Raw genomic sequence first — 20,124 nt, forward strand, 5'->3', positions numbered from 1 at the left:
GTGTCCGAGTCAATCTCAGAGTCGATTAGCGAGTCAGTTTCTGAATCTATTTCAGAATCAGTAAGTGAATCAGTATCAGAATCAATCTCTGAGTCTGTAAGTGAGTCCGTGTCCGAGTCCATTTCAGAGTCAGTCAGCGAGTCGGTATCTGAGTCCATTTCAGAATCGGTAAGCGAATCTGTCTCCGAGTCCATTTCAGAATCGGTAAGTGAATCAGTATCGGAGTCCATCTCAGAATCAATCTCAGAGTCAGTAAGTGAATCCGTTTCCGAGTCCATTTCAGAGTCTACATCTAATAGTCAATATCATGCAGATTCGGACACACCAGATAATCCAACAGCAACTGGTGCTGCAGGAATTTTACCAAATACTGGTGAATCAGAGAGTAGAGGGCTATTAGCTGGTCTTGGCCTGCTCTTTGGAACAGCTTTATTTGCCAAAAAGCGTAAAAAAGAGACTGAAAAGGTAACGGAAGAAAACGTTATTGCCAAAGATTTAGATTAAAGTCGCGAAGCTTGCGTGACTGAACAAGTAAAAAGATAGAGTTCTTTAAGAGCTTTATCTTTTTATTTTTGATGCGAGACAGTAAAAGTAAGGCATTACGGTATTTAATGGAGATGAAGGTAGATTTGTGCCTTGAAAAATTCCCTATTTTTTGGTAAACTAAATGGAAAAAGATTTTAGGTATATGATAGATAGAAAAGGAAGTTACACATGTCTGAACGTGGCTTATTGATAGTCTTCTCGGGGCCGTCAGGAGTAGGTAAAGGAACTGTGCGTGAAGAGATTTTTTCAACGCCAGATCATAAATTTGAATATTCGGTGTCGATGACAACACGGCCTCAACGTCCGGGCGAGGTTGAAGGGAAAGATTATTTTTTCCGCACACGTGAAGAATTTGAAGAGCTCATTAGAAACGGTCAGATGCTGGAATATGCAGAGTATGTGGGCAATTACTACGGGACGCCTCTAACCTATGTCAATGAAACTTTAGATAAGGGCATTGATGTCTTTCTTGAAATTGAAGTTCAAGGAGCTCTGCAGGTGAAGAAAAAAGTTCCAGATGGTGTTTTTATTTTCCTCACTCCGCCAGATCTTGAGGAGCTAAAAGACCGTTTAGTTGGTCGTGGGACCGATAGTGATGAGGTCATTGCCCAGCGCATTGAACGTGCCAAAGAAGAAATTGCTCTTATGCGTGAGTATGACTATGCGGTTGTTAATGATGAAGTTCATTTGGCAGCAGAGCGTGTCAAACGCTTGATTGAGGCGGAGCATTTCCGCGTGGAACGCGTCATTGGTAAATACAATGATATGATAAAAGATATTTAGAAAAGAGACTGATACTATGATGTTAAAACCCTCTATTGATACCCTTTTGGATAAGGTGCCTTCAAAGTATTCGCTTTGTGTTTTACAGGCTAAACGTGCTCATGAATTAGAAGCTGGCGCTAAGCCCACTCAGGATTTTAAATCAGAAAAAAACACTTTGCGTGCGCTGGAAGAAATTGAATCTGGTAATGTCACCATTCACCCAGATCCTGAAGCTAAACGCGCGCAAGTGCTGGCTCGCCTTGAGGCAGAGCGTCGCGCCAAAGAAGAAGAAGAGCGCCGTATTAAAGAACAAATCGCAAAAGAAAAAGAAGAAGAAGGAGAGAAAATCTAAGATTAGCCAATCTTGGATTTTTCCTTTATAGTTATAGAGTATCCGTGACTATGTCACCAAGCAACAATAGAAAGGAGTCTTATGTCTAAAATTGCTCAAATCATCGTTGATGTGCCACTCATGCAGACTGATAAGCCCTTTTCTTATCTTGTCCCAGAACATCTGACGGAGTTTGTTGCTCTTGGTTCGCGCGTTCATGTGCCTTTTGGAAATGGCAATCGCCTGTTACAGGGGTTTGTGGTTGGTTTTTTGGAAAAGGGAGCCCAAGACCTCAAGGCAGTAGTTGATGTTCTTGACTTTGAGCCTGTGCTTAATCAGGAACAGCTAGACTTGGCTGATGCCATGCGGCGGACAGTATTTTCTTATAAAATATCCCTACTCAAAGCCATGCTACCAAGTTTACTGAATAGCCAGTATGATAAGGTGTTAACAGCTAAAGAAGACTTGTCCATAGAGGATAAACAAGCGATTTTTGGTCAGAGATCCAGTATTTCTGTCTCAACTTTAGATAAAACACTAGAAAATAGAATCGCTAGATTAGTCAAAGCAGGGAAAATTCAGGTTGATTACTTAGCGACTGACAAGAAACATATCAAAACTGAACGCCACTATCGGATCCATCTGGAACAATTATCGAAGGCCGATTTGGGAAACCGTGCTAAAAAGCGTTTAGAATTACAGCAGTTTTTGTTAGCACACCCTAAGGATGGCAAAATCCCAGAGCTGAATAAAACTTTCTCTTCCCCAGTGGTGAACTTTTTTATTGATAAGGGGTTCTTAGAGGTTTATCAAGTAGAGCAAAATCGTAGTGACGATTACTTTAGTCAGGTTGAAGAGACAGCTTTTCTCAAACTCAATGCTCAACAGCAAGAAGCGGTGTGTCGTGTGACTGAGCAAATTGGCAAAGACAGTAAACCATTTCTTTTGCAAGGGATTACCGGTTCTGGGAAAACGGAAGTTTACTTGCATATCATCGATAAGGTCTTAAAGCTTGGGAAAACAGCTATTGTGCTAGTTCCAGAGATTTCCTTAACCCCTCAGATGACGCAACGTTTCATTTCACGTTTTGGGAAACGGGTAGCCATTATGCACTCTGGTCTATCAGATGGTGAAAAGTTTGATGAGTGGCGTAAGGTCAAATCAGGCAGTGCCAGAGTGGTTGTGGGTGCTAGATCTGCTATTTTTGCTCCTTTGGAAAATATCGGAGCTATCATCATTGACGAGGAGCATGAAGCCATCTATAAACAGGAGAGCAATCCCCGCTACCACGCTCGTGATGTGGCTTTGCTACGTGCCAATTACCATAAGGCAGCTCTCGTTTTAGGGTCGGCAACACCGACTATTGAAAGTCGGGCTAGGGCCAGCAAAGATGTTTATCAGCTGCTACAATTGACTCAGCGTGCGAATCCTCTTGCAACTGTTCCGAGTGTTCAAGTGGTTGATTTTAGGGATTTTATCGGTCGTCAAGAAGCAGGTAATTTCACTCCGATACTCTTGGATAAGATTAGGGAGCGCCTTTCTAGGAAAGAACAAGTGGTGCTGATGCTTAATCGGCGTGGTTATTCGAGTTTCATTATGTGTCGTGACTGTGCCTATGTGGATAATTGCCCAAACTGTGACATTTCCTTGACTTTACACATGGATACTAAGACCATGAATTGCCATTATTGTGGGCATCAAGCTGCTATTCCACGGACGTGTCCAAACTGTCAGAGTCGGAGCATCCGCTACTACGGCACGGGCACTCAGAAAGCTTTCGATGAGCTCAGTGAGCTTTTGCCAGAAGCAAGGATTTTACGCATGGATGTGGACACCACTCGTCAGAAAGGGGCTCATCAAAAGATTTTAGAGACATTCGGTAATGGCCAAGCGGATATCTTACTTGGAACCCAGATGATTGCAAAAGGGTTAGACTTTCCAAATGTGACTTTGGTTGGGGTGCTCAATGCCGATACCTCGCTTAATCTGCCAGACTTTAGAGCTGCTGAGAGGAGTTTTCAGCTCTTGACCCAAGTGGCAGGACGTGCAGGACGTGCAGAGAAAACAGGAGAAGTCATTATCCAAACCTACAATCCCAATCACTATGCCATTGCTTTTGCTAAGAATCAGGATTACGAAGGTTTTTACCAGTACGAAATGAACATTCGCAGGCAGTTGTCCTATCCGCCTTATTATTTTACGGTTGGGATAAGTCTCTCGCATAAGAGCGAAGAGGAGGTCATCAAGAAGTCCTATGAAGTTTTAGCTTTGCTGCGCCAGCAATTAAGTTCCAAAGTCATCATGCTTGGACCAACCCCAAAAGCAATTGCTAGAACCCATAATCTTTATCACTACCAACTGATTATCAAATATCGTTTTGAGGATCAGCTGGAGCTGGCTTTAAATGGGATTTTGGATTGGAGCCAGGAGACGTCTAACAAGGAGTTGCGTATAGCCATTGACCACGAACCGCAGAATATGATGTAAGCACGGGTGTATGTGATAAGAGATGAGAAAGGGTGGAATGATAATGGACACCAAAAAGCTGTTACATTTTCTAGGGATTAGTTTTGGAATAACCTGGTGTCTAGGTTGGGGTGCCATGGCAATTTTGGGAGTTAGCCAGAGGTCCGTTATTGGGAATGTTATGCACTTCTACTCAGGCTACGCCCCTTTGATTGCTGCGCTTGTTTGTCTGGAAGACAAATCGTTAACGTCTATTTGTCGCTTTATTTTTTCTGCTAAGAAAGGGTCTTGGACATACTTGTTACTATTTTCAGGGCTGCAATTTGCTGTGCTTGCCCTATCTTCCAGAGAGGCGAGTGGCTTGGTAGCTCCTAGTCTAGTTCCACTTCTCCTTATCCAGTCATTCTTTTTCTTTGGGGGTAATGAGGAACTTGGCTGGCGAGGAACCCTGCAACCACTTCTTGAGAAACGCTATCCCTTCTGGTTAGCCAGTCTTATCACAGGTCTAGTTTGGGGGCTCTGGCACTTCCCGCTTTGGTTCATAGCTGGGAGTGTTCAGCGGTTATTTCCTTTCTATCAATTTGCTATTTATGCCATTGTGCTGAGTTTTGTATTAGGCGCCATTTATCGGAAAACACAGTCTGTTTTTTACTGTAGCCTCTTTCATGGCTGGTGCAATATTCTTTTTGCTTACTTCCTTATCAAGGTCAACCTTGAATTAGTTCTAGGCTTGGGCTTGATTGTAGTATTGACTTTACTTTTAATATCTAAAAAGGAAACATTATGACAAAAACAAAATTATTATTTATGGGAACACCTGATTTTTCAGCGACTGTCCTTAAGGGCCTTTTGGCAGACGGATCTTATGAGATTTTGGCGGTGGTGACCCAACCGGACCGAGCAGTTGGTCGTAAAAAAGAAATTAAGATGACACCTGTCAAGGAAGTGGCGCTAGCCCATGACTTGCTGGTCTATCAACCTGAAAAACTCTCTGGCTCTTCTGAGATGGCGGAGCTGATGACCTTGGGTGCAGATGGGATTGTGACAGCGGCCTTTGGGCAATTTTTGCCGACGAAGCTTCTTGATTCCGTTGGCTTTGCGGTCAATGTCCATGCCTCACTTTTGCCTAAATACCGTGGCGGTGCGCCTATTCACTACGCCATTATCAATGGTGAAAAAGAAGCTGGTGTTACCATCATGGAAATGGTCAAGGAGATGGATGCTGGTGATATGGTCGCTAAAGCATCGACACCGATTCTTGATGAGGATAATGTCGGAACCATGTTTGAAAAACTGGCTATTGTCGGACGGGACTTGTTGCTTGAGACCTTGCCAGGCTATATCGCTGGTGACATTAAGCCTGAGCCTCAAGATGCTAGTCAGGCGACTTTCTCACCCAATATTAGCCCAGAAGAAGAGCGGATTGATTGGCATAAGTCGGCGCGTGAGGTCTTTAACCATATCCGTGGCATGTACCCTTGGCCTGTTGCTCACACCTTGCTGAATGGCGAGCGTTTCAAGGTTTATGAAGCGGTTGAAGTCCCAGGTGAGGGGGCTCCTGGTCAGATTATCGAGAAGACTAAGAAATCACTGGTGGTTGCTTGTGGTAGCTCTGCCATTTCCCTAAAAACAGTACAGCCAGCAGGTAAGCCTAAAATGGCGATTGGTGACTTCCTAAATGGAGTGGGGCAAAAACTTGAAGTAGGTGATTCATTTGGCCAATGATTGGAAAAAAACTGCGCGCGGTCAAGCGCTTCTAGTGCTTGAACAGGTCTTTGATGAGGGGGCTTTTTCAAATATCGCTCTCAACAAACACCTGAAGGGGAGTCAGCTGTCTGAGCAGGATAAGAGCCTTGTAACGGAGCTTGTCTACGGCACAGTGGCGCGCAAGATGACGCTAGAGTGGCTTTTGGCGCATTATATCGAGGATCGTGATAAATTGCAGAGCTGGGTCTATTATTTGCTTATGCTCAGTCTTTATCAGTTACGCTACTTGGATAAGGTTCCTGCGCATGCTGTGGTCAACTCAGCAGTAGAGATTGCCAAAAATCGTGGCAATAAAAAAGGAGCAGATAAGCTAGTTAATGCCGTGCTCCGCCGATTAGCGACAGAAGACTTGCCAGACTCAGCAAAGATTAAGCGAGTCAACAAACGCTACGCGATTCAATATTCCTTACCTGTTTGGCTCGTTAAAAAAATGATTGACCAATATGGTGAAGAGCGGGCAATCAAAATATTTGAGAGCCTTTATATCCGGAATAAAGCCTCTGTGCGTGTGACTGACCCTAAAAAATTGCTTCAAATCGCAGAAGCGACAGGAGCTGACATTTCGGTCTTATCCGAAGTTGGCTTGACAAAACCATCAGGCGCTTTTGCAACTACAGATAACTTTAAAAAGGGTGCTTTGACCATTCAAGATGAGACCAGTCAGTTGGTAGCACCAGCTATGGGGATTGAGGGGCATGAACGTGTCTTAGACGCTTGTGCAGCGCCTGGTGGTAAAACCGTACACATGGCCTCTTACTTGACGACAGGAAAAGTCACAGCCCTTGATTTATATGACCATAAGCTAGCGCTGATTAGAGAGAATGCGGAACGTCTTGGTCTGTCAGAAAGAGTAGAAACCTTGCGGCTCGACGCTAGTCAGGTTGCACAGCATTTTCCCAAAGACCATTTTGACAAAATCTTAGTGGATGCTCCTTGTTCGGGAATTGGCCTCATTCGACGCAAACCAGACATTAAATACAATAAGACTTTGCAAGATTTTGAGAGTTTACAGACTATTCAGCTTGAAATCCTATCAAGTGTTTGCCAAACCCTCAAAAAAGGTGGTATAATGGTGTATAGTACCTGTACCATTGTTTCTGAGGAAAACCAAGAGGTGGTGGCAAAATTTTTAGCCAAACATCCTAACTTTGAACAGGTTCCATTAGATCATAAACAAAAAGATATTGTTGTGGAGGGCTGTCTAGCCATAACGCCAGAACAATATATAACGGACGGATTTTTTATTGCAAAATTCCGTCGATGTGATTAGTTTCTGAGGAGGAAAGCTGAGTATCTCAGCAAATCATAGATGAAAATTACAATGCAGACGGATATTGGACTAAAACGTTCAAATAACCAAGATTCCATTAATAAATACACCAACAAACACGGTCTGGAGCTTATTGTTCTTGCGGACGGTATGGGCGGTCATCGTGCGGGTAATATCGCTAGTGAGATGGCGGTAACGGATCTTGGACGTTCTTGGGTCAATTCAGATTTTAAGGAATTGAGTAAGATTCGTGATTGGATGTTTGAGATCATTGAAGAAGAAAACCAAAAAATTTATGAATTGGGTCAAACAGAAGATTACAAAGGCATGGGAACCACTATTGAGGCGGCAGCTTTTGTGGGAAATGTTGTCATCTTTGCTCATGTTGGGGACTCTCGTGTTGGGTTGATTCGTGATGGCATATATACTCTTTTGACGAGTGATCATTCTTTGGTAAATGCTCTTGTTAAAGCTGGGCAATTAACAGAAGAAGAAGCAGCGGTGCACCCTCAAAAGAATATCATTACCCAATCGGTTGGCCAAGCAGCTCCTCTAGATATTGATGTAGCGGTCCAAGTTCTCCAAGAAGGAGACTACCTTCTCATTAATAGCGATGGTTTGACCAATATGGTATCCAATGAGGATATCACGAGTATTATTCTTGAGGAAACAGACCTAGACAGTAAAGTTCAGGCATTGATTGACCAAGCTAACTTTGCAGGCGGTCTTGATAACATTACAGTGGCTCTGCTTGAGATTGAAAGCGAGGCGACTAAATGATTCAGATTGGCAAATTATTTGCTGGTCGGTATCGTATCCTTCAGACCATTGGTCGTGGAGGAATGGCAGATGTGTATTTGGCTAACGATCTGATATTGGACAATGAAGAAGTGGCGATTAAGGTACTTCGCACCAATTACCAAACAGATCAAGTTGCAGTGGCTCGTTTCCAAAGAGAGGCTCGAGCTATGGCAGAGCTATCACATCCTAATATTGTTGCCATTCGCGATATCGGTGAAGAAGATGGCCAGCAATTTCTTGTGATGGAGTATGTTGATGGATATGACTTGAAAAAGTACATTCAAGATCATGCTCCCTTATCAAACCAAGAAGTGATTCGCATCATGAGGCAGGTTTTGTCAGCAATGACACTAGCTCATCAAAAAGGTATTGTTCATAGAGACTTAAAACCTCAGAATGTGCTTTTGACGAAAGATGGACGAGCAAAGGTGACGGACTTTGGGATTGCTGTAGCCTTTGCAGAGACAAGCCTAACACAGACCAACTCGATGTTAGGATCCGTACACTACCTATCACCTGAACAGGCGCGTGGCTCCAAAGCTACGGTTCAAAGTGACATCTACGCTATGGGAATTATGCTTTTTGAGATGTTGACAGGGCATATCCCTTATGATGGGGATAGTGCAGTCACCATCGCACTCCAGCATTTCCAAAAACCACTACCATCTATAACAGCTGAAAATGCAAATGTACCACAAGCTCTTGAAAATGTTGTTCTTCGTTCGACAGCTAAAAAGCTAACAGATCGCTACACCTCTACTTATCAGATGATTCGAGACTTGTCTTCTGCCTTGGATGATGGCAGGGCACGGGAAAAACGGGTTAAGTTTGACGATGAGGGAACAACGAAGACGACATTGCCAAAGCTAGACGTTAATGCTACTAATCCGCCTAAAGATGATCGCCCTAAAAAAATGGAAGATCGCGAGCAGGTGACACCTCCTCTTTCTGCGGTTAGAGATCAGGATCTACAAGCTCCTAAGCAATCAAGTAAGAAAAAAAGAGGACCTATAGGAACTATTGTTAAAATATTGTTAGCACTGGTTCTCATCTTTGGACTTTTCTTTGCCTACTTTTACTTTACGGAATCACAAACAGTCACCGTCCCTGACGTGACAGGTATGAGCCAAACACAAGCAGTCTCTACGCTTGAAAGTGAAGGACTCAAGCTTGGGGAGGTTTATGAAATTGAAAGTGACACGGTTGACAAAGGAAATGTTGTGAGGACCAATCCTAAGGCAGGTTCAAGCCGTAAAGAAGGTAAAACAGTAGATCTTTACGTCTCCAATGGTAAGGCTGCCTTTGATATGCCTGACTTTACAGGACAGACTTTTGAAGAGGCTAAAGCCACTTTGGTTGAGACCTATGGCATATCTGAGAGTCATATCAGCTTTACCGAAGTGACAGACAATGATGCTCAGGTAGGTACGATTATTGCTCAAACACCAAAAGCAGGCAGCTCTTATAGTCCTTCTAGTGGCAATAAAATTGTTTTTGAAGTAGCTAAGAGTGATACCGTCATTATGCCTAACTTGACCTCCGATGAGTCTGGCAATAGCTTGACATTTGACCGGGCAGTCACCATTTTAACGGCATTAAATATTTCTGAAAGCCGTATCAAATTCTTTGTTCAAAGCGATTATGGTCATATTGAAGTTAAGAATCCTACAAAAGGTAGTCTGGTTATTGGTCAAGAACCTTACTATGGAGAATCAGTATCTACGAGTGCTAAGGACGATATTATCCTCTATTTGCAGGTTCCTGACAATACAACAATTTCTAGTACGACCACGACTAGCCAGACAACAACGACGACTAGTACCACTGTCACAGAAGCACAAACAAGTGAATAACTGATGAAGAATCCACCGTTAGGTGGATTTTTTGATGAGACCAGCTTTGGTTAATCGTCAGCTAGAGGAAAATAATTTTCAATCCTTTCAAACTTTTATCTTGCAAAAATCAAAATTTCTGATATACTTAACCAGTAAAGTTTTAAAAAAGGAGTTGTTATGAAACGGAAAAAACTGGGAGTATTTGCTTTAATCCTTACCCTCATTATCGGAGTAGTTATTTTTTGGAATGTCAAAAATCCATCTGAAAAGTCTTCGGATAAGATTCAAGTTGTTGCTACTTTTTACCCTGTCTATGAATTTAGCAAGGCAGTTTTAGGTGATAGTGGTGAGGTGGAGCTTCTTGTCAAGGCTGGAACAGAGGTTCATGATTTTGAACCATCTACCAAAGACTTGACTACCATTCAAAGTGCAGATGTTTTTGTTTATATGGACGATAATATGGAAACCTGGGTACCACATTTGGCAGAGTCAATTGATACTCAAAAGGTCAATATTATTGAGATGACAGGGGAAATGCTTTTGTTGGCTGGAGATGAAGAAGCCCATGATCACGATCATGAGGAAGAAGGGCATCACCATGCTTATGATCCTCATGTCTGGCTGTCGCCTGCTCGTGCCATTAGCCTGGTGAATGTGATTAAGAGAGATTTGAGTCAGGCATATCCAGATAAGGCAGACCTTTTTGAAAAAAATGCCTCCGCCTATATTGAAAAACTTAAGGCCCTAGATGCTAACTATAGTCAAGTTCTATCAGCTGCTAAGCAAAAGAGCTTTGTTACCCAACATGCTGCCTTTTCTTATCTGGCTCTAGATTATGGTCTTGATCAGATTTCGATTACAGGGGTGTCTGTTAGTCAGGAACCAACGGCTCAACGTTTGGCTGAATTGGCGACTTATGTTAAAGAACAAGGGATTAACTACATTTACTTTGAAGAAAATGCGTCTGCAGTGGTTTCTGAAACCTTAGCAAAAGAGGCGGGTGTTAAAACCGCTGTCCTCAATCCTTTGGAGAGTTTGACCCAAAAACAATTGGATGCCGGAGAAGATTACTTCTCAATCATGGAATCAAATTTAGTTGCTCTGCAATTGACCACAGAAAAAGAAGGTGCGGCTATTGTAGCGGAAGAAACACCTGAAAAAACGGTTTATCAAGGCTATTTTGATGATGCTGACATTGCTGATCGTGAACTCTCAGACTGGTCTGGTAAGTGGCAATCCGTTTATCTGCTTCTTCTAGATGGAAGTTTGGACCAGGTTTGGGATTATAAGGCTCAAAAATCGAAAGGCCAGATGTCGTTTGCAGAATACCAGGAGTATTACACCACTGGCTATCAGACAGATGTTGACGCCATAACTATTGATGGTGAAAAGAATACCATGTCATTTACGCAAGCTGGACAAACTAAGACTTTCACCTATAAATATGTAGGTTATAAAATCCTCACCTATCAAAAAGGGAATCGCGGTGTTCGTTTCCTCTTTGAGACAGATGATAAAGATGCAGGCGACTTCAAATATGTTCAATTTAGTGACCACATTATTGCCCCTGAAAAATCGGGACACTTCCATATTTATTTCGGTGGGACAAGCCAAGAGGAGCTTCTTAACGAGTTAGAAAATTGGCCAACCTATTACCCTGATACCTTGACCGCTCACGAAATTGCTCAGGAGATGGTGACGCATTAAGCAAGGAAAAACTCAGTTGAAAAACTGAGTTTTTTTGTCACGCGAACGCTTTCATTGATTGATGAAAAGTAGTAAAATATTAATATAAACAGGAGGTGGTGGGATGAAACTGGCACATATCGATAAGAGAGAAAAAGAAAGTCGGTTTCAGTACCTAGATGACCACTTATTCAATGTCGCACAAGAGGCAAAAGCGTCTGCAGAAATAATTGGACAAAGGGATATTTTGTTCTTACTAGGACTTTATCATGACCTTGGAAAGGCGGAAAGACTTTTTCAGAAAAAAATGAAAGAGGAGCAGAGCCTACACGTGGATCATTCTTACGCGGGAGGACGTTACTTATTTCAAGAGATTGGGCAAGTCTTTCAACGTTCAGGAAGAAATCCAGATGATGCACAACTTTTTCGTGAAATAATAGCCTATATCATATCCGCTCACCACGGTGTTTATGATGTCCCTCTACCTGAGGATATGGAAGGGGCGGGGAGGTATCGTCACAGTAAGTTATTCTATCGGATTGGCCAGCCACGAGAAGACTATCATTATGAAGAAGATATAAGTGCCTATGCCAAGTTACTGGAGGAACAATTACCTAGCTTTGGTTATCAAAATGTAGATGAATTAGTGATAAAAGCGTTTGAAAATTTTCAAACTGCTTGGGCGAAATTATGTATCAACGATGACAGCGAATCGGCTTTTTATAGCTCTTGTTTTATTCGCCTCTACTTATCATATTTGAAAAATGCAGATATTTTGGATACGATCAATGCCTATGATCTTGTTATCGAGCCAAAAACTACTGAGGAAAATAGTGAACTCGTTCAGAAGTATTTTCAATCAGTAGAAGACGTTTATGCAGGATTTGGAAATCCGACTACAGAGTTAAACCGTATTCGAACGGCCTTGGGAAAACGCGTTAAACAGCGTGGAGCCACTGATTCTGCAGGTATCTACCGCCTCAATCTTCCAACTGGTGCTGGAAAAACCAACCTGTCCCTTCGTTACGCAGTTCATCAACTGACTCAGAAAAATAAGAAACGTTTCTTCTACATGACACCCTTTCTGTCTGTTTTAGAACAAAATGCGGCAGCGATTCAGGAGATTATTGGTAAAGAAGGTGTCTTAGAGCACCATTCTAACCTAGTCAGAGAACAACAAGATACCATACCTCAAAATGAGGAGTATGGAGAAGAAACAGTCAACAGTCTGATGACAGATTACCTGATTGATACCTGGGATAGCCCTGTAGTCCTTACTACTATGGTTCAGTTTTTTCAAACGCTTTTCAAGACAAAATCTGCTAATATCAGACGCTTCTCTAGCTTAGCAAACAGCATCTTAATTTTAGATGAAGTCCAGTCCCTTCCCATTGAGGTCACCACGCTCTTTAATCTAACCATGAATTTTTTGAGTAGGGTCATGGGGGCTACAGTTGTCCTATGTACAGCGACTCAACCTGCTTATGATTCGGGTTATATAAGTCACCGACTTTTATATGGAGGGGAAATGGCGGAGCAGGCAGACATTGTCACCTTAACCGCTGAAGAGCAAGCGGTGTTTAAGAGGACAGAACTCCGCAAGTTCGATGAAAGCAATGCGGTTTCCCGATTGTCTGACTTAGTCAGTTTTATCTTGGAAGAAGCAACTTCCATGCTTGTCATTCTCAATACCAAACCAGCAGTAGAAAAACTGTATAGTCTATTAGAGTTCCAAACAGACAGACCACTTTATCACTTATCGACCAATATGTGTGCTCAGCATCGTCTAGATGTTATTCAAGAAATCAAAAATCAATTGAAAGACGATGTTCCCCTGATTTGTGTCAGTACACAGCTGATTGAAGCGGGAGTGGATGTTGATTTTGAACGGGTAGTTCGATCCTATGCAGGACTAGATTCGATTGTTCAAGCGGCTGGTCGTTGCAATCGTGAAGGTAAACGTGATGTAGGTCAGGTGACATTGATAAATTTATCCAAGGAAGAAGAAAGCCTCACCTATCTGAAGGAAATCAAGCATAAAAAAGTGGCTACTGAAACTATTTTGATAAAAGAAAGATCACCAATTGATGTCGGGGCCTTGAATCGTTTATTTTTTGAACGTTACTATGCTGACAATAAAACACAATTTGATTACCCACTATCTACCAATGAATCTGTCTATGACTATTTGAGTTTAAGTGTATTCAGAGGGTGGGTGAATAGTAAAATCAAGCAATCATTCAAGACGGCAGGACAGAAAATGGATTTAATCAAAGATGACAGTATCGGAGTCTTGGTTAAATATGGTGACGGAGCAGAGAAAATTGCTGACTTGGAAGAACGGCTGGTAAGTAATCCTTATCCAAGGGAGCAAGATTTAGTTGAGATTAAACAAATGCTTAAGAGCTTACAGCCCTTTACAGTCAATCTGAGACAGTATGACAGCCGATTACAAGCTGTTCGATATTATTTAGATGGACAGGTCTTAATACTGCAAGAAGAGTATTATGATGACGAAAAGCTTGGATTAAAAAAAGAGGCAAACCTCTCTATCTTGTAAGGTAAGATAGAAAGATCTGCCAGTCTTTATTACATAAAATAAAAACATAATTTCAATCCGCATAGTCTACTATGATGAATTGATTTTATCACGATAAGAACTATAAATCAAAAAAGTCCTTCTAAGTAACTAAAATTATGTATTTTCTTTCTCATAAAATATATACATAGAATGATATATATGTTATAATGATTACTACTAAGGAGGTGAAGAGGTATAACGGAAAATGTTTTTCAACTAATAGACAAATTGTTAGAGCGATTACCAGCTATATTATCGGCCGTAGCTTACTTGGTTTTTGCTTGTCGTTCAGGAAATAAGGATAAGTAATTTCTGTCATTGGAAAAAATTATTTTTACGAGTTAGTTAGTGGTCACTGTGGTTGAAGGCTATGGTGACCACGGCTGGCTATCCTGTTAGTTAGGTTGTACATTTTTGTTGTAGTCTATCTTTACTATATAAATAAAGAAAAGGAGGAACTTGATTTTGTATCGTTCACGGAATTTTTACCTGCGGGTGAAGGGTGATCTGGCTCTCTTTACGAATCCTGCGACCAAGGGTGGTGGAGAGAGGTCAAGTTATGCCGTTCCTACTCGACAGGCCTTAAAAGGTGTGGTGGATGCGGTTTACTATAAACCCACTATCACAAATGTTGTGACAGAAGTGAAGATTGTCAATCAAATTCAAACGGAGTTACATGGCGTCCGAGCCTTGTTGGCTAATTATGGGGCAGATTTAAGTTATGTCTCTTACCTCAGCAATGTAGAATACTTGGTCAAATTTCACTTTATCTGGAATGAAAATCGCCCAGATTTAGTGCACGATCGTCTGCCAAATAAACATGAGGCTATTATGGAAAGGTCTATCAAAAAAGGCGGGCGACGAGATGTCTTTCTTGGAACTAGGGAATGTCTTGGTTTAGTTGAAGCGATTAGCCAGGAAGAATATGAAACAGCTAAAGTAGAATACGCAGATAAGACCATCGACTTTGGAATCATGTTTCATTCATTTGCCTATCCAACAGAGTCTAATCAACCGCTTCGTTCCTATTTTACAAAAACTGTTATGGAAAACAGTGTCATACGGTTTAAGGAGCAAGAAGACTGCGAGATTGTTAATACTCTCTCTGATTATGTTTTTAAGACCTCTGGTGACATTAGGTCTGTAGAAGAAGAATTTGAGATTTACTCACGAGATCAAGAAAATGAGGAAGGAGGTCGCTAATGGATTTTTTTACAGCACTTTTACGGGCTTATGAAGCAGCTGAGGACACAGGCTGGGTTGACAACGCCCAAAAATCAACCAGTCCCCTTCTACCGATTTATCATACCAGTCGTCGTTCAAATGGAAAAGATACGATAGCCGTCTTACTCGATAAAGAAGGAAACTTCATGAAAGCAGATTTTATGGCTGATGGTGAGAGTATCATCTTTCCTGTGACTTCTGACTCGGTGGCTCGTTCGGGGAAAAATCCAGCTCCGCACCCTCTGGTTGATAAATTAACTTACTATCTTTCAGAAATAGACCAAGGACAGTATGACACCTATCATCGTCAGTTGAATGAATGGATTACTCAGTGTCAAGAACAAGAAGTCAAAACATTTTTAAGTCATATCCAGCATTTTCTGTTACAGGATGACTTTATAGATAAAATTGTCCAGTCCCTCTATGGTAGAGTAACCAGTAGAGAGGGATTGAAAGTAACTTTTCTGAACAGTGATGATAGTGAAAAGACTATTGACCTATCGACGGCTTTTCTGGAATTTAAAATTGATCAATTTATTGCCTATCAAACGGTTTCTGTTACCAACTATTTGGACTTACATAAGGCTTACATTTCCTATGTGGAATCAAATCAGCAGGCAGATATCATCTGTAATATTAGTGGGAAGCAAGAAGTGCTGGCTGCCAAGCACCGCGGATTGATAGGAAATGCCAAACTGATTTCCGTCAGCAATAACATTGAAACCTATAAAGGACGCTTCAAGGAACGAGAGGATGTCTTTACCGTTGGGAATCAGACTTCGGAAAAGATTCATTTAATGGCAAAGTTTTTGTTGGAGAGTGAACATACCCACGCATGGTTAGGGTCAGGACAGCATTTGATCAACTGGTTTAGTGATGATTTGACTAATGAGACTCAATTAGATATCACTACTCCGAAAGTGGAAGAGATTGAAGATGCTGGAATCTTTGATTTTGGAGAAACATCTTCAGATGATACTCCTAAATTTCAAATAACTGAAAAGAACAAGAAAATCCGCTTATCTTTTATCCATGGTAAAAAAGAATTTGGTGACGGAGCGACTTACTATGTTGCTATCGTTAACAAGACCAATGATGGTCGTGTTGCCCTTAAATACTTTAGACAGTTAGCTGCCTCTCAACTACTAGATAATCTCAATAAATGGCAGGACAAGTATTCTTGGCAATTTAAGAAGAAAAATGGAGAGTATGCGGAGTGTCCACCTAGTTATCAGGATATTGTTTTAGCGGCCTATGGTGTAGATAGAGGTCGATTCTTGGAACTGGATAACGACAAGTTCAAGAGTGATCAGTTCCAAAAGTTAGCTACCAGCATGATTGATGGGAAAGATGTTCCGGATACGATTCTTGGTAAATTAAAAGACAATATCAAGCAACGTCAGAGATATGGTAACACATGGAACAAGGTATTATTTGTTTCCTTGGCCCTTTTACATAAAACTAATAAGGAGGAGTTTACACCGATGTTAGACCACGAGAATAAGGATCGTTCCTATTTGTTTGGACGATTGTTGGCGATTTTTGAATTGTTAGAGCTTCAACGGTATCAGTTAGACGGTTCAAAAAATGATCGCATCACCAATGCAGAACGTTACTGGACTGCCTATACAAGCCAGCCAGCTAAATTGATGATGAATTTAACCAATAAAATCAAACCTTACGAAGAAACAGTAAAGTTAAATAGCCCTGGTATTTTTAATAAATTGGAAAAAGAACGGGAAGAAATCATGGGGTTATTAGGGCCTTTGATGCAAGAACGTGGAATCAATGACCCATTAGACTATCGCTTTATATTTGGTTATTATGCTGAGAAGCAATACTTTTACACAAAACAAGAAAAAATTGAAAGTGAGGAATAGAGAATGTTGGAACAGAAAATAGATTTTATGGTGACCATTGAGGTGCGAGAGGCCAATGCTAATGGCGATCCTTTATCAGGAAATATGCCACGTACGAATGCTAAGAATCAAGGGATTATTAGTGATGTTGCGATTAAGCGGAAAATTCGTAACCGGATGCAGGATATGGGGCATAAGATTTTTGTCCAGGCAAACGATCGGATTGAAGATGGCTTAAATTCTTTAGAAAAACGCTTCAAAGCTCAATTTTCTGGAAAAGAATCAGATGAGGAAATCAATGAAAAGGCCAATCAAATCTGGTTAGATGTTCGCTCATTTGGTCAGGTCTTCACGTATTTGAAGGATCGCTCTTTTGCTATCCGTGGTCCAGTTTCTGTTAGCATGGCTCATTCGTTAGAACCAATTATCATTTCTAGTTTGCAGATTACTAGAAGTACAAATGGTGTGGAACCTAAGAAAGCAGGAGGTCGTTCTTCTGACACTATGGGAACCAAGCATTTTGTAGATTATGGTGTATATATTGTAAAAGGGTCTATCAATGCTTATTTTGCAGAGAAGACAGGCTTTACGGCAGAAGATGCGGAGGTCTTGAAGGAAACCCTGATTACCCTATTTGAAAATGATGCGTCATCAGCTCGTCCAGAAGGCTCCATGCGTGTTCGTGAGGTTTTCTGGTTCACTCATTCCAATAAACTGGGCAATGTTTCCAGTGCACGTGTCTTCGACTTGTTAGAGTTTGATGAGGAAAAACAAGACAAGTCAAGCTACGAAGATTATGCTATCGGACTGAAGCAGGCAGAATTGGCTGAGTTTCAGGATAAAGGATTGAAAGTTGAGATTTTAGAAGGACTGTAAGATGACCTATGCAGAAGATGATTATTTGATGTTGTCTGGTATTCAACATTTTCAGTTCTGCAAACGTCAATGGGCCTTGATTCATATTTATCAAGAATGGGCTGAAAATGAAGCGACGACACATGGTCAGTTTCTTCATCAAAAAGCTGACAATCCCTATATTAAAGAAAAACGCAAGGATTTCTTGGTTTCTCGAGCGATGCAGGTGTCGTCTAAAGAACTTGGTCTTTACGGGATACTAGATGTTGTGGAATTTCATAAAGATGAGGCAGGCATTTCACTGAGTGGAAAACGCGGTAAGTGGATTCCAACTATCGTTGAATACAAGCGTGGTAAGCCGAAGAAAGATGAACGGGATATTGTTCAATTGGTGGCACAGACCATGTGTTTGGAGGAAACACTGGCTTGCAAAATTGATAAGGGTTATCTGTACTATCATAGTGTCAATAAAAAAGTAGAAATTAGCATTAGTGCTGAATTGAGGCAGCTGGTTGTTGAATTAGCTAGACAAATGCATGAACTTTATCAGAAAAGATATTTGCCAAAGGCTGAGTATTTTAAGAATTGCCAACTTTGCTCACTGGTAGATATTTGTATGCCTAGATTGAGTAAAAAATCGCGTAGTGTTGCTCATTATATCCAACAATCCATGGTAAGCGAGGAGGGGTTATGAAGAAACTGCTGAATACACTCTATCTGACTCAGGAAGATTTTTATTTGACTAGAGAGCGGGACAACATTGTCATTAAGCAAAATGGCGTTGCTGTTCATCGTTTCCCTTATCGGATTATAGACGGTATTGTGTGTTTTTCTTATCTAGGAGCCTCTCCGTCCTTGATTGAACTGTGTGCGGAGCATCAGATCAACCTATCCTTCCATACGCCACAAGGTCGATTTTGTGGACGGTTTGTCGGTCCGACGAATGGAAATGTACTCTTAAGACGGCAACAGTATCGCTTAGCTGATAATGCTTTGTCTCTGGAATTTGCCAAACGTTTTATTCTGTCTAAAATCTCTAATTCCAGAAAATACCTATTGCGATTTCGTAGAGATCATAAAGATAGGGTAGATGGAAATCTATTTGAAGAGGTCAATACAGAGCTGACTTGGGCAGTGGAAATGGTTCAAACTGCTCTGGACAAGGAAGCTCTTCTTGGAATTGAGGGGCAGGCAGCGAATCACTATTTCCGCCTATTCAACGAAATGGTTTTGACTGATAAGGAGACGTTTCAATTCAATGGTCGCAGTAGAAGGCCTCCATTGGATTGTGTGAATGCCTTACTTTCCTTCGGTTACAGTCTGTTGACCTATGAATGCCAATCAGCACTTGAAGCGGTTGGTCTGGATAGTTATGTTGGATTTTTCCACACAGACCGTCCTGGTCGTGCGAGTCTGGCTTTGGATTTAGTTGAGGAATTTCGTTCCTTCATTGTTGATCGGTATGTATTTTCCTTAATCAATAGAGGACAGTTAACGAAAAAGCATTTTGATATCAAAGAAAATGGAAGTGTTTTGTTGACTGAAAAAGGCAGAGCAGTTTTCATTGAAGCCTGGCAAAAGCGAAAACATACAGAAGTTGAACATCCATTTACGCAGGAAAAAGTCAAATTGATGTTACTGCCCTACGTTCAGGCACAATTGCTTGCAAAAGCTATTCGAGGCGAGTTGGACAGTTATCCTCCATTTATGATATAGGAGCTATATTATGATGGTATTAGTGACCTATGATGTCAATACAGAGACAGCGGCTGGACGAAAGCGGTTGAGAAAAGTAGCCAAGCTGTGCGTTGACTTTGGTCAACGTGTGCAACATTCTGTTTTCGAATGTTCAGTCACTCCAGCAGAATTTGTTGAAGTAAAGAATAGATTATTGGAAATCATTGACAAGGAACAGGACAGTATCCGCTTTTATATGCTAGGAAAAAACTGGCAAAATCGTGTGGAAACGATTGGGCGAGATACTAGTTATGATCCAGATCAAGGAGTCCTTCTGTTATAGATTCTCTCTGCGAATCGGACTTACTCATAAAATGCGAGGAGATTCGCGTGAAAAACATATGAAAAACAGTGAAATAGAGTGAATTTATGGTATATTCTATATCTGTAGAAACTTTATT

Annotated in this window: 17 protein-coding genes; all 17 read left to right on the forward strand. The window is 41.3% G+C overall.

Annotation, left to right across the window (positions count from 1 at the left end; all coding sequences use genetic code 11):
- On the forward strand, positions 1 to 504 hold a 504-nt coding region (locus G575_RS12055), incomplete at its 5' end, for an LPXTG cell wall anchor domain-containing protein (RefSeq protein ID WP_083958926.1).
- Between the two features lie 210 nt (positions 505 to 714).
- Positions 715 to 1,329: a guanylate kinase gene (gmk, locus tag G575_RS0110730; protein WP_027972705.1), complete on the forward strand. Its 615-nt coding sequence runs from the start codon at positions 715 to 717 to the stop codon at positions 1,327 to 1,329.
- A gap of 16 nt (positions 1,330 to 1,345) precedes the next feature.
- Positions 1,346 to 1,663, forward strand: coding sequence for a DNA-directed RNA polymerase subunit omega (rpoZ, locus tag G575_RS0110735; RefSeq protein WP_027972706.1), 318 nt, complete (start codon positions 1,346 to 1,348; stop codon positions 1,661 to 1,663).
- An 81-nt stretch (positions 1,664 to 1,744) separates the two neighbouring features.
- Positions 1,745 to 4,129, forward strand: a complete 2,385-nt coding sequence (locus tag G575_RS0110740) for a primosomal protein N' (protein ID WP_027972707.1) — start codon at positions 1,745 to 1,747, stop codon at positions 4,127 to 4,129.
- A 43-nt stretch (positions 4,130 to 4,172) separates the two neighbouring features.
- Positions 4,173 to 4,895, forward strand: a complete 723-nt coding sequence (locus G575_RS0110745; RefSeq protein ID WP_027972708.1) for a CPBP family intramembrane glutamic endopeptidase — start codon at positions 4,173 to 4,175, stop codon at positions 4,893 to 4,895.
- Positions 4,892 to 5,833 carry a methionyl-tRNA formyltransferase gene (gene fmt, locus G575_RS0110750; RefSeq protein WP_027972709.1) on the forward strand — a complete coding sequence of 314 codons (942 nt, stop codon included), beginning with the start codon at positions 4,892 to 4,894 and terminating at the stop codon, positions 5,831 to 5,833. Before G575_RS0110745 ends, fmt begins: the two co-directional genes overlap by 4 nt.
- Complete coding sequence (gene rsmB / locus G575_RS0110755) at positions 5,823 to 7,145, forward strand: 16S rRNA (cytosine(967)-C(5))-methyltransferase RsmB (protein WP_027972710.1); 1,323 nt, start codon at positions 5,823 to 5,825, stop codon at positions 7,143 to 7,145. The genes fmt and rsmB overlap by 11 nt, the downstream gene beginning before the upstream one ends.
- A gap of 39 nt (positions 7,146 to 7,184) precedes the next feature.
- Positions 7,185 to 7,925 (forward strand): Stp1/IreP family PP2C-type Ser/Thr phosphatase, encoded by a 741-nt coding sequence (locus G575_RS0110760; RefSeq protein WP_027972711.1) that lies wholly within the window; start codon positions 7,185 to 7,187, stop codon positions 7,923 to 7,925.
- Complete coding sequence (pknB, locus tag G575_RS0110765) at positions 7,922 to 9,799, forward strand: Stk1 family PASTA domain-containing Ser/Thr kinase (RefSeq protein ID WP_027972712.1); 1,878 nt, start codon at positions 7,922 to 7,924, stop codon at positions 9,797 to 9,799. The genes G575_RS0110760 and pknB overlap by 4 nt, the downstream gene beginning before the upstream one ends.
- Before the next feature lie 159 nt (positions 9,800 to 9,958).
- Complete coding sequence (locus G575_RS0110775) at positions 9,959 to 11,488, forward strand: zinc ABC transporter substrate-binding protein AdcA (RefSeq protein WP_027972713.1); 1,530 nt, start codon at positions 9,959 to 9,961, stop codon at positions 11,486 to 11,488.
- Between the two features lie 103 nt (positions 11,489 to 11,591).
- Positions 11,592 to 14,027: a CRISPR-associated helicase/endonuclease Cas3 gene (locus tag G575_RS0110780; RefSeq protein WP_027972714.1), complete on the forward strand. Its 2,436-nt coding sequence runs from the start codon at positions 11,592 to 11,594 to the stop codon at positions 14,025 to 14,027.
- 486 nt (positions 14,028 to 14,513) lie between these two features.
- Positions 14,514 to 15,251 carry a type I-C CRISPR-associated protein Cas5c gene (gene cas5c, locus G575_RS0110785; RefSeq protein ID WP_027972715.1) on the forward strand — a complete coding sequence of 246 codons (738 nt, stop codon included), beginning with the start codon at positions 14,514 to 14,516 and terminating at the stop codon, positions 15,249 to 15,251.
- Entirely contained in the window at positions 15,251 to 17,152 is a 1,902-nt protein-coding gene (gene cas8c / locus G575_RS0110790; RefSeq protein ID WP_027972716.1) for a type I-C CRISPR-associated protein Cas8c/Csd1, read from the forward strand. The genes cas5c and cas8c overlap by 1 nt, the downstream gene beginning before the upstream one ends.
- A gap of 3 nt (positions 17,153 to 17,155) precedes the next feature.
- Complete coding sequence (gene cas7c / locus G575_RS0110795) at positions 17,156 to 18,007, forward strand: type I-C CRISPR-associated protein Cas7/Csd2 (RefSeq protein WP_027972717.1); 852 nt, start codon at positions 17,156 to 17,158, stop codon at positions 18,005 to 18,007.
- A gap of 1 nt (position 18,008) precedes the next feature.
- On the forward strand, positions 18,009 to 18,680 hold the full coding sequence (gene cas4 / locus G575_RS0110800; protein ID WP_027972718.1) for a CRISPR-associated protein Cas4: 672 nt from the start codon (positions 18,009 to 18,011) through the stop codon (positions 18,678 to 18,680).
- Positions 18,677 to 19,702: a type I-C CRISPR-associated endonuclease Cas1c gene (gene cas1c / locus G575_RS0110805; RefSeq protein ID WP_027972719.1), complete on the forward strand. Its 1,026-nt coding sequence runs from the start codon at positions 18,677 to 18,679 to the stop codon at positions 19,700 to 19,702. The genes cas4 and cas1c overlap by 4 nt, the downstream gene beginning before the upstream one ends.
- Before the next feature lie 10 nt (positions 19,703 to 19,712).
- Positions 19,713 to 20,006: a CRISPR-associated endonuclease Cas2 gene (gene cas2 / locus G575_RS0110810; RefSeq protein WP_027972720.1), complete on the forward strand. Its 294-nt coding sequence runs from the start codon at positions 19,713 to 19,715 to the stop codon at positions 20,004 to 20,006.
- Positions 20,007 to 20,124: the final 118 nt, after the last annotated feature.

This window comes from Streptococcus plurextorum DSM 22810 (genome assembly GCF_000423745.1).
GTDB classification, from domain to species: Bacteria; Bacillota; Bacilli; order Lactobacillales; family Streptococcaceae; genus Streptococcus; species Streptococcus plurextorum.

What these genes read in the sequence shown, in the direction of transcription:
- G575_RS0110760 (WP_027972711.1), top strand. Translation starts at nt 7,185, where the DNA reads ATGAAAATTACAATGCAGACGGATATTGGACTAAAACGTTCAAATAAC.
- cas7c (WP_027972717.1), top strand. Translation starts at nt 17,156, where the DNA reads ATGTTGGAACAGAAAATAGATTTTATGGTGACCATTGAGGTGCGAGAG.
- gmk (WP_027972705.1), top strand. Translation starts at nt 715, where the DNA reads ATGTCTGAACGTGGCTTATTGATAGTCTTCTCGGGGCCGTCAGGAGTA.
- G575_RS0110745 (WP_027972708.1), top strand. Translation starts at nt 4,173, where the DNA reads ATGGACACCAAAAAGCTGTTACATTTTCTAGGGATTAGTTTTGGAATA.
- pknB (WP_027972712.1), top strand. Translation starts at nt 7,922, where the DNA reads ATGATTCAGATTGGCAAATTATTTGCTGGTCGGTATCGTATCCTTCAG.
- rpoZ (WP_027972706.1), top strand. Translation starts at nt 1,346, where the DNA reads ATGATGTTAAAACCCTCTATTGATACCCTTTTGGATAAGGTGCCTTCA.
- cas8c (WP_027972716.1), top strand. Translation starts at nt 15,251, where the DNA reads ATGGATTTTTTTACAGCACTTTTACGGGCTTATGAAGCAGCTGAGGAC.
- G575_RS0110740 (WP_027972707.1), top strand. Translation starts at nt 1,745, where the DNA reads ATGTCTAAAATTGCTCAAATCATCGTTGATGTGCCACTCATGCAGACT.
- cas2 (WP_027972720.1), top strand. Translation starts at nt 19,713, where the DNA reads ATGATGGTATTAGTGACCTATGATGTCAATACAGAGACAGCGGCTGGA.
- G575_RS0110775 (WP_027972713.1), top strand. Translation starts at nt 9,959, where the DNA reads ATGAAACGGAAAAAACTGGGAGTATTTGCTTTAATCCTTACCCTCATT.
- fmt (WP_027972709.1), top strand. Translation starts at nt 4,892, where the DNA reads ATGACAAAAACAAAATTATTATTTATGGGAACACCTGATTTTTCAGCG.
- cas4 (WP_027972718.1), top strand. Translation starts at nt 18,009, where the DNA reads ATGACCTATGCAGAAGATGATTATTTGATGTTGTCTGGTATTCAACAT.
- G575_RS0110780 (WP_027972714.1), top strand. Translation starts at nt 11,592, where the DNA reads ATGAAACTGGCACATATCGATAAGAGAGAAAAAGAAAGTCGGTTTCAG.
- cas1c (WP_027972719.1), top strand. Translation starts at nt 18,677, where the DNA reads ATGAAGAAACTGCTGAATACACTCTATCTGACTCAGGAAGATTTTTAT.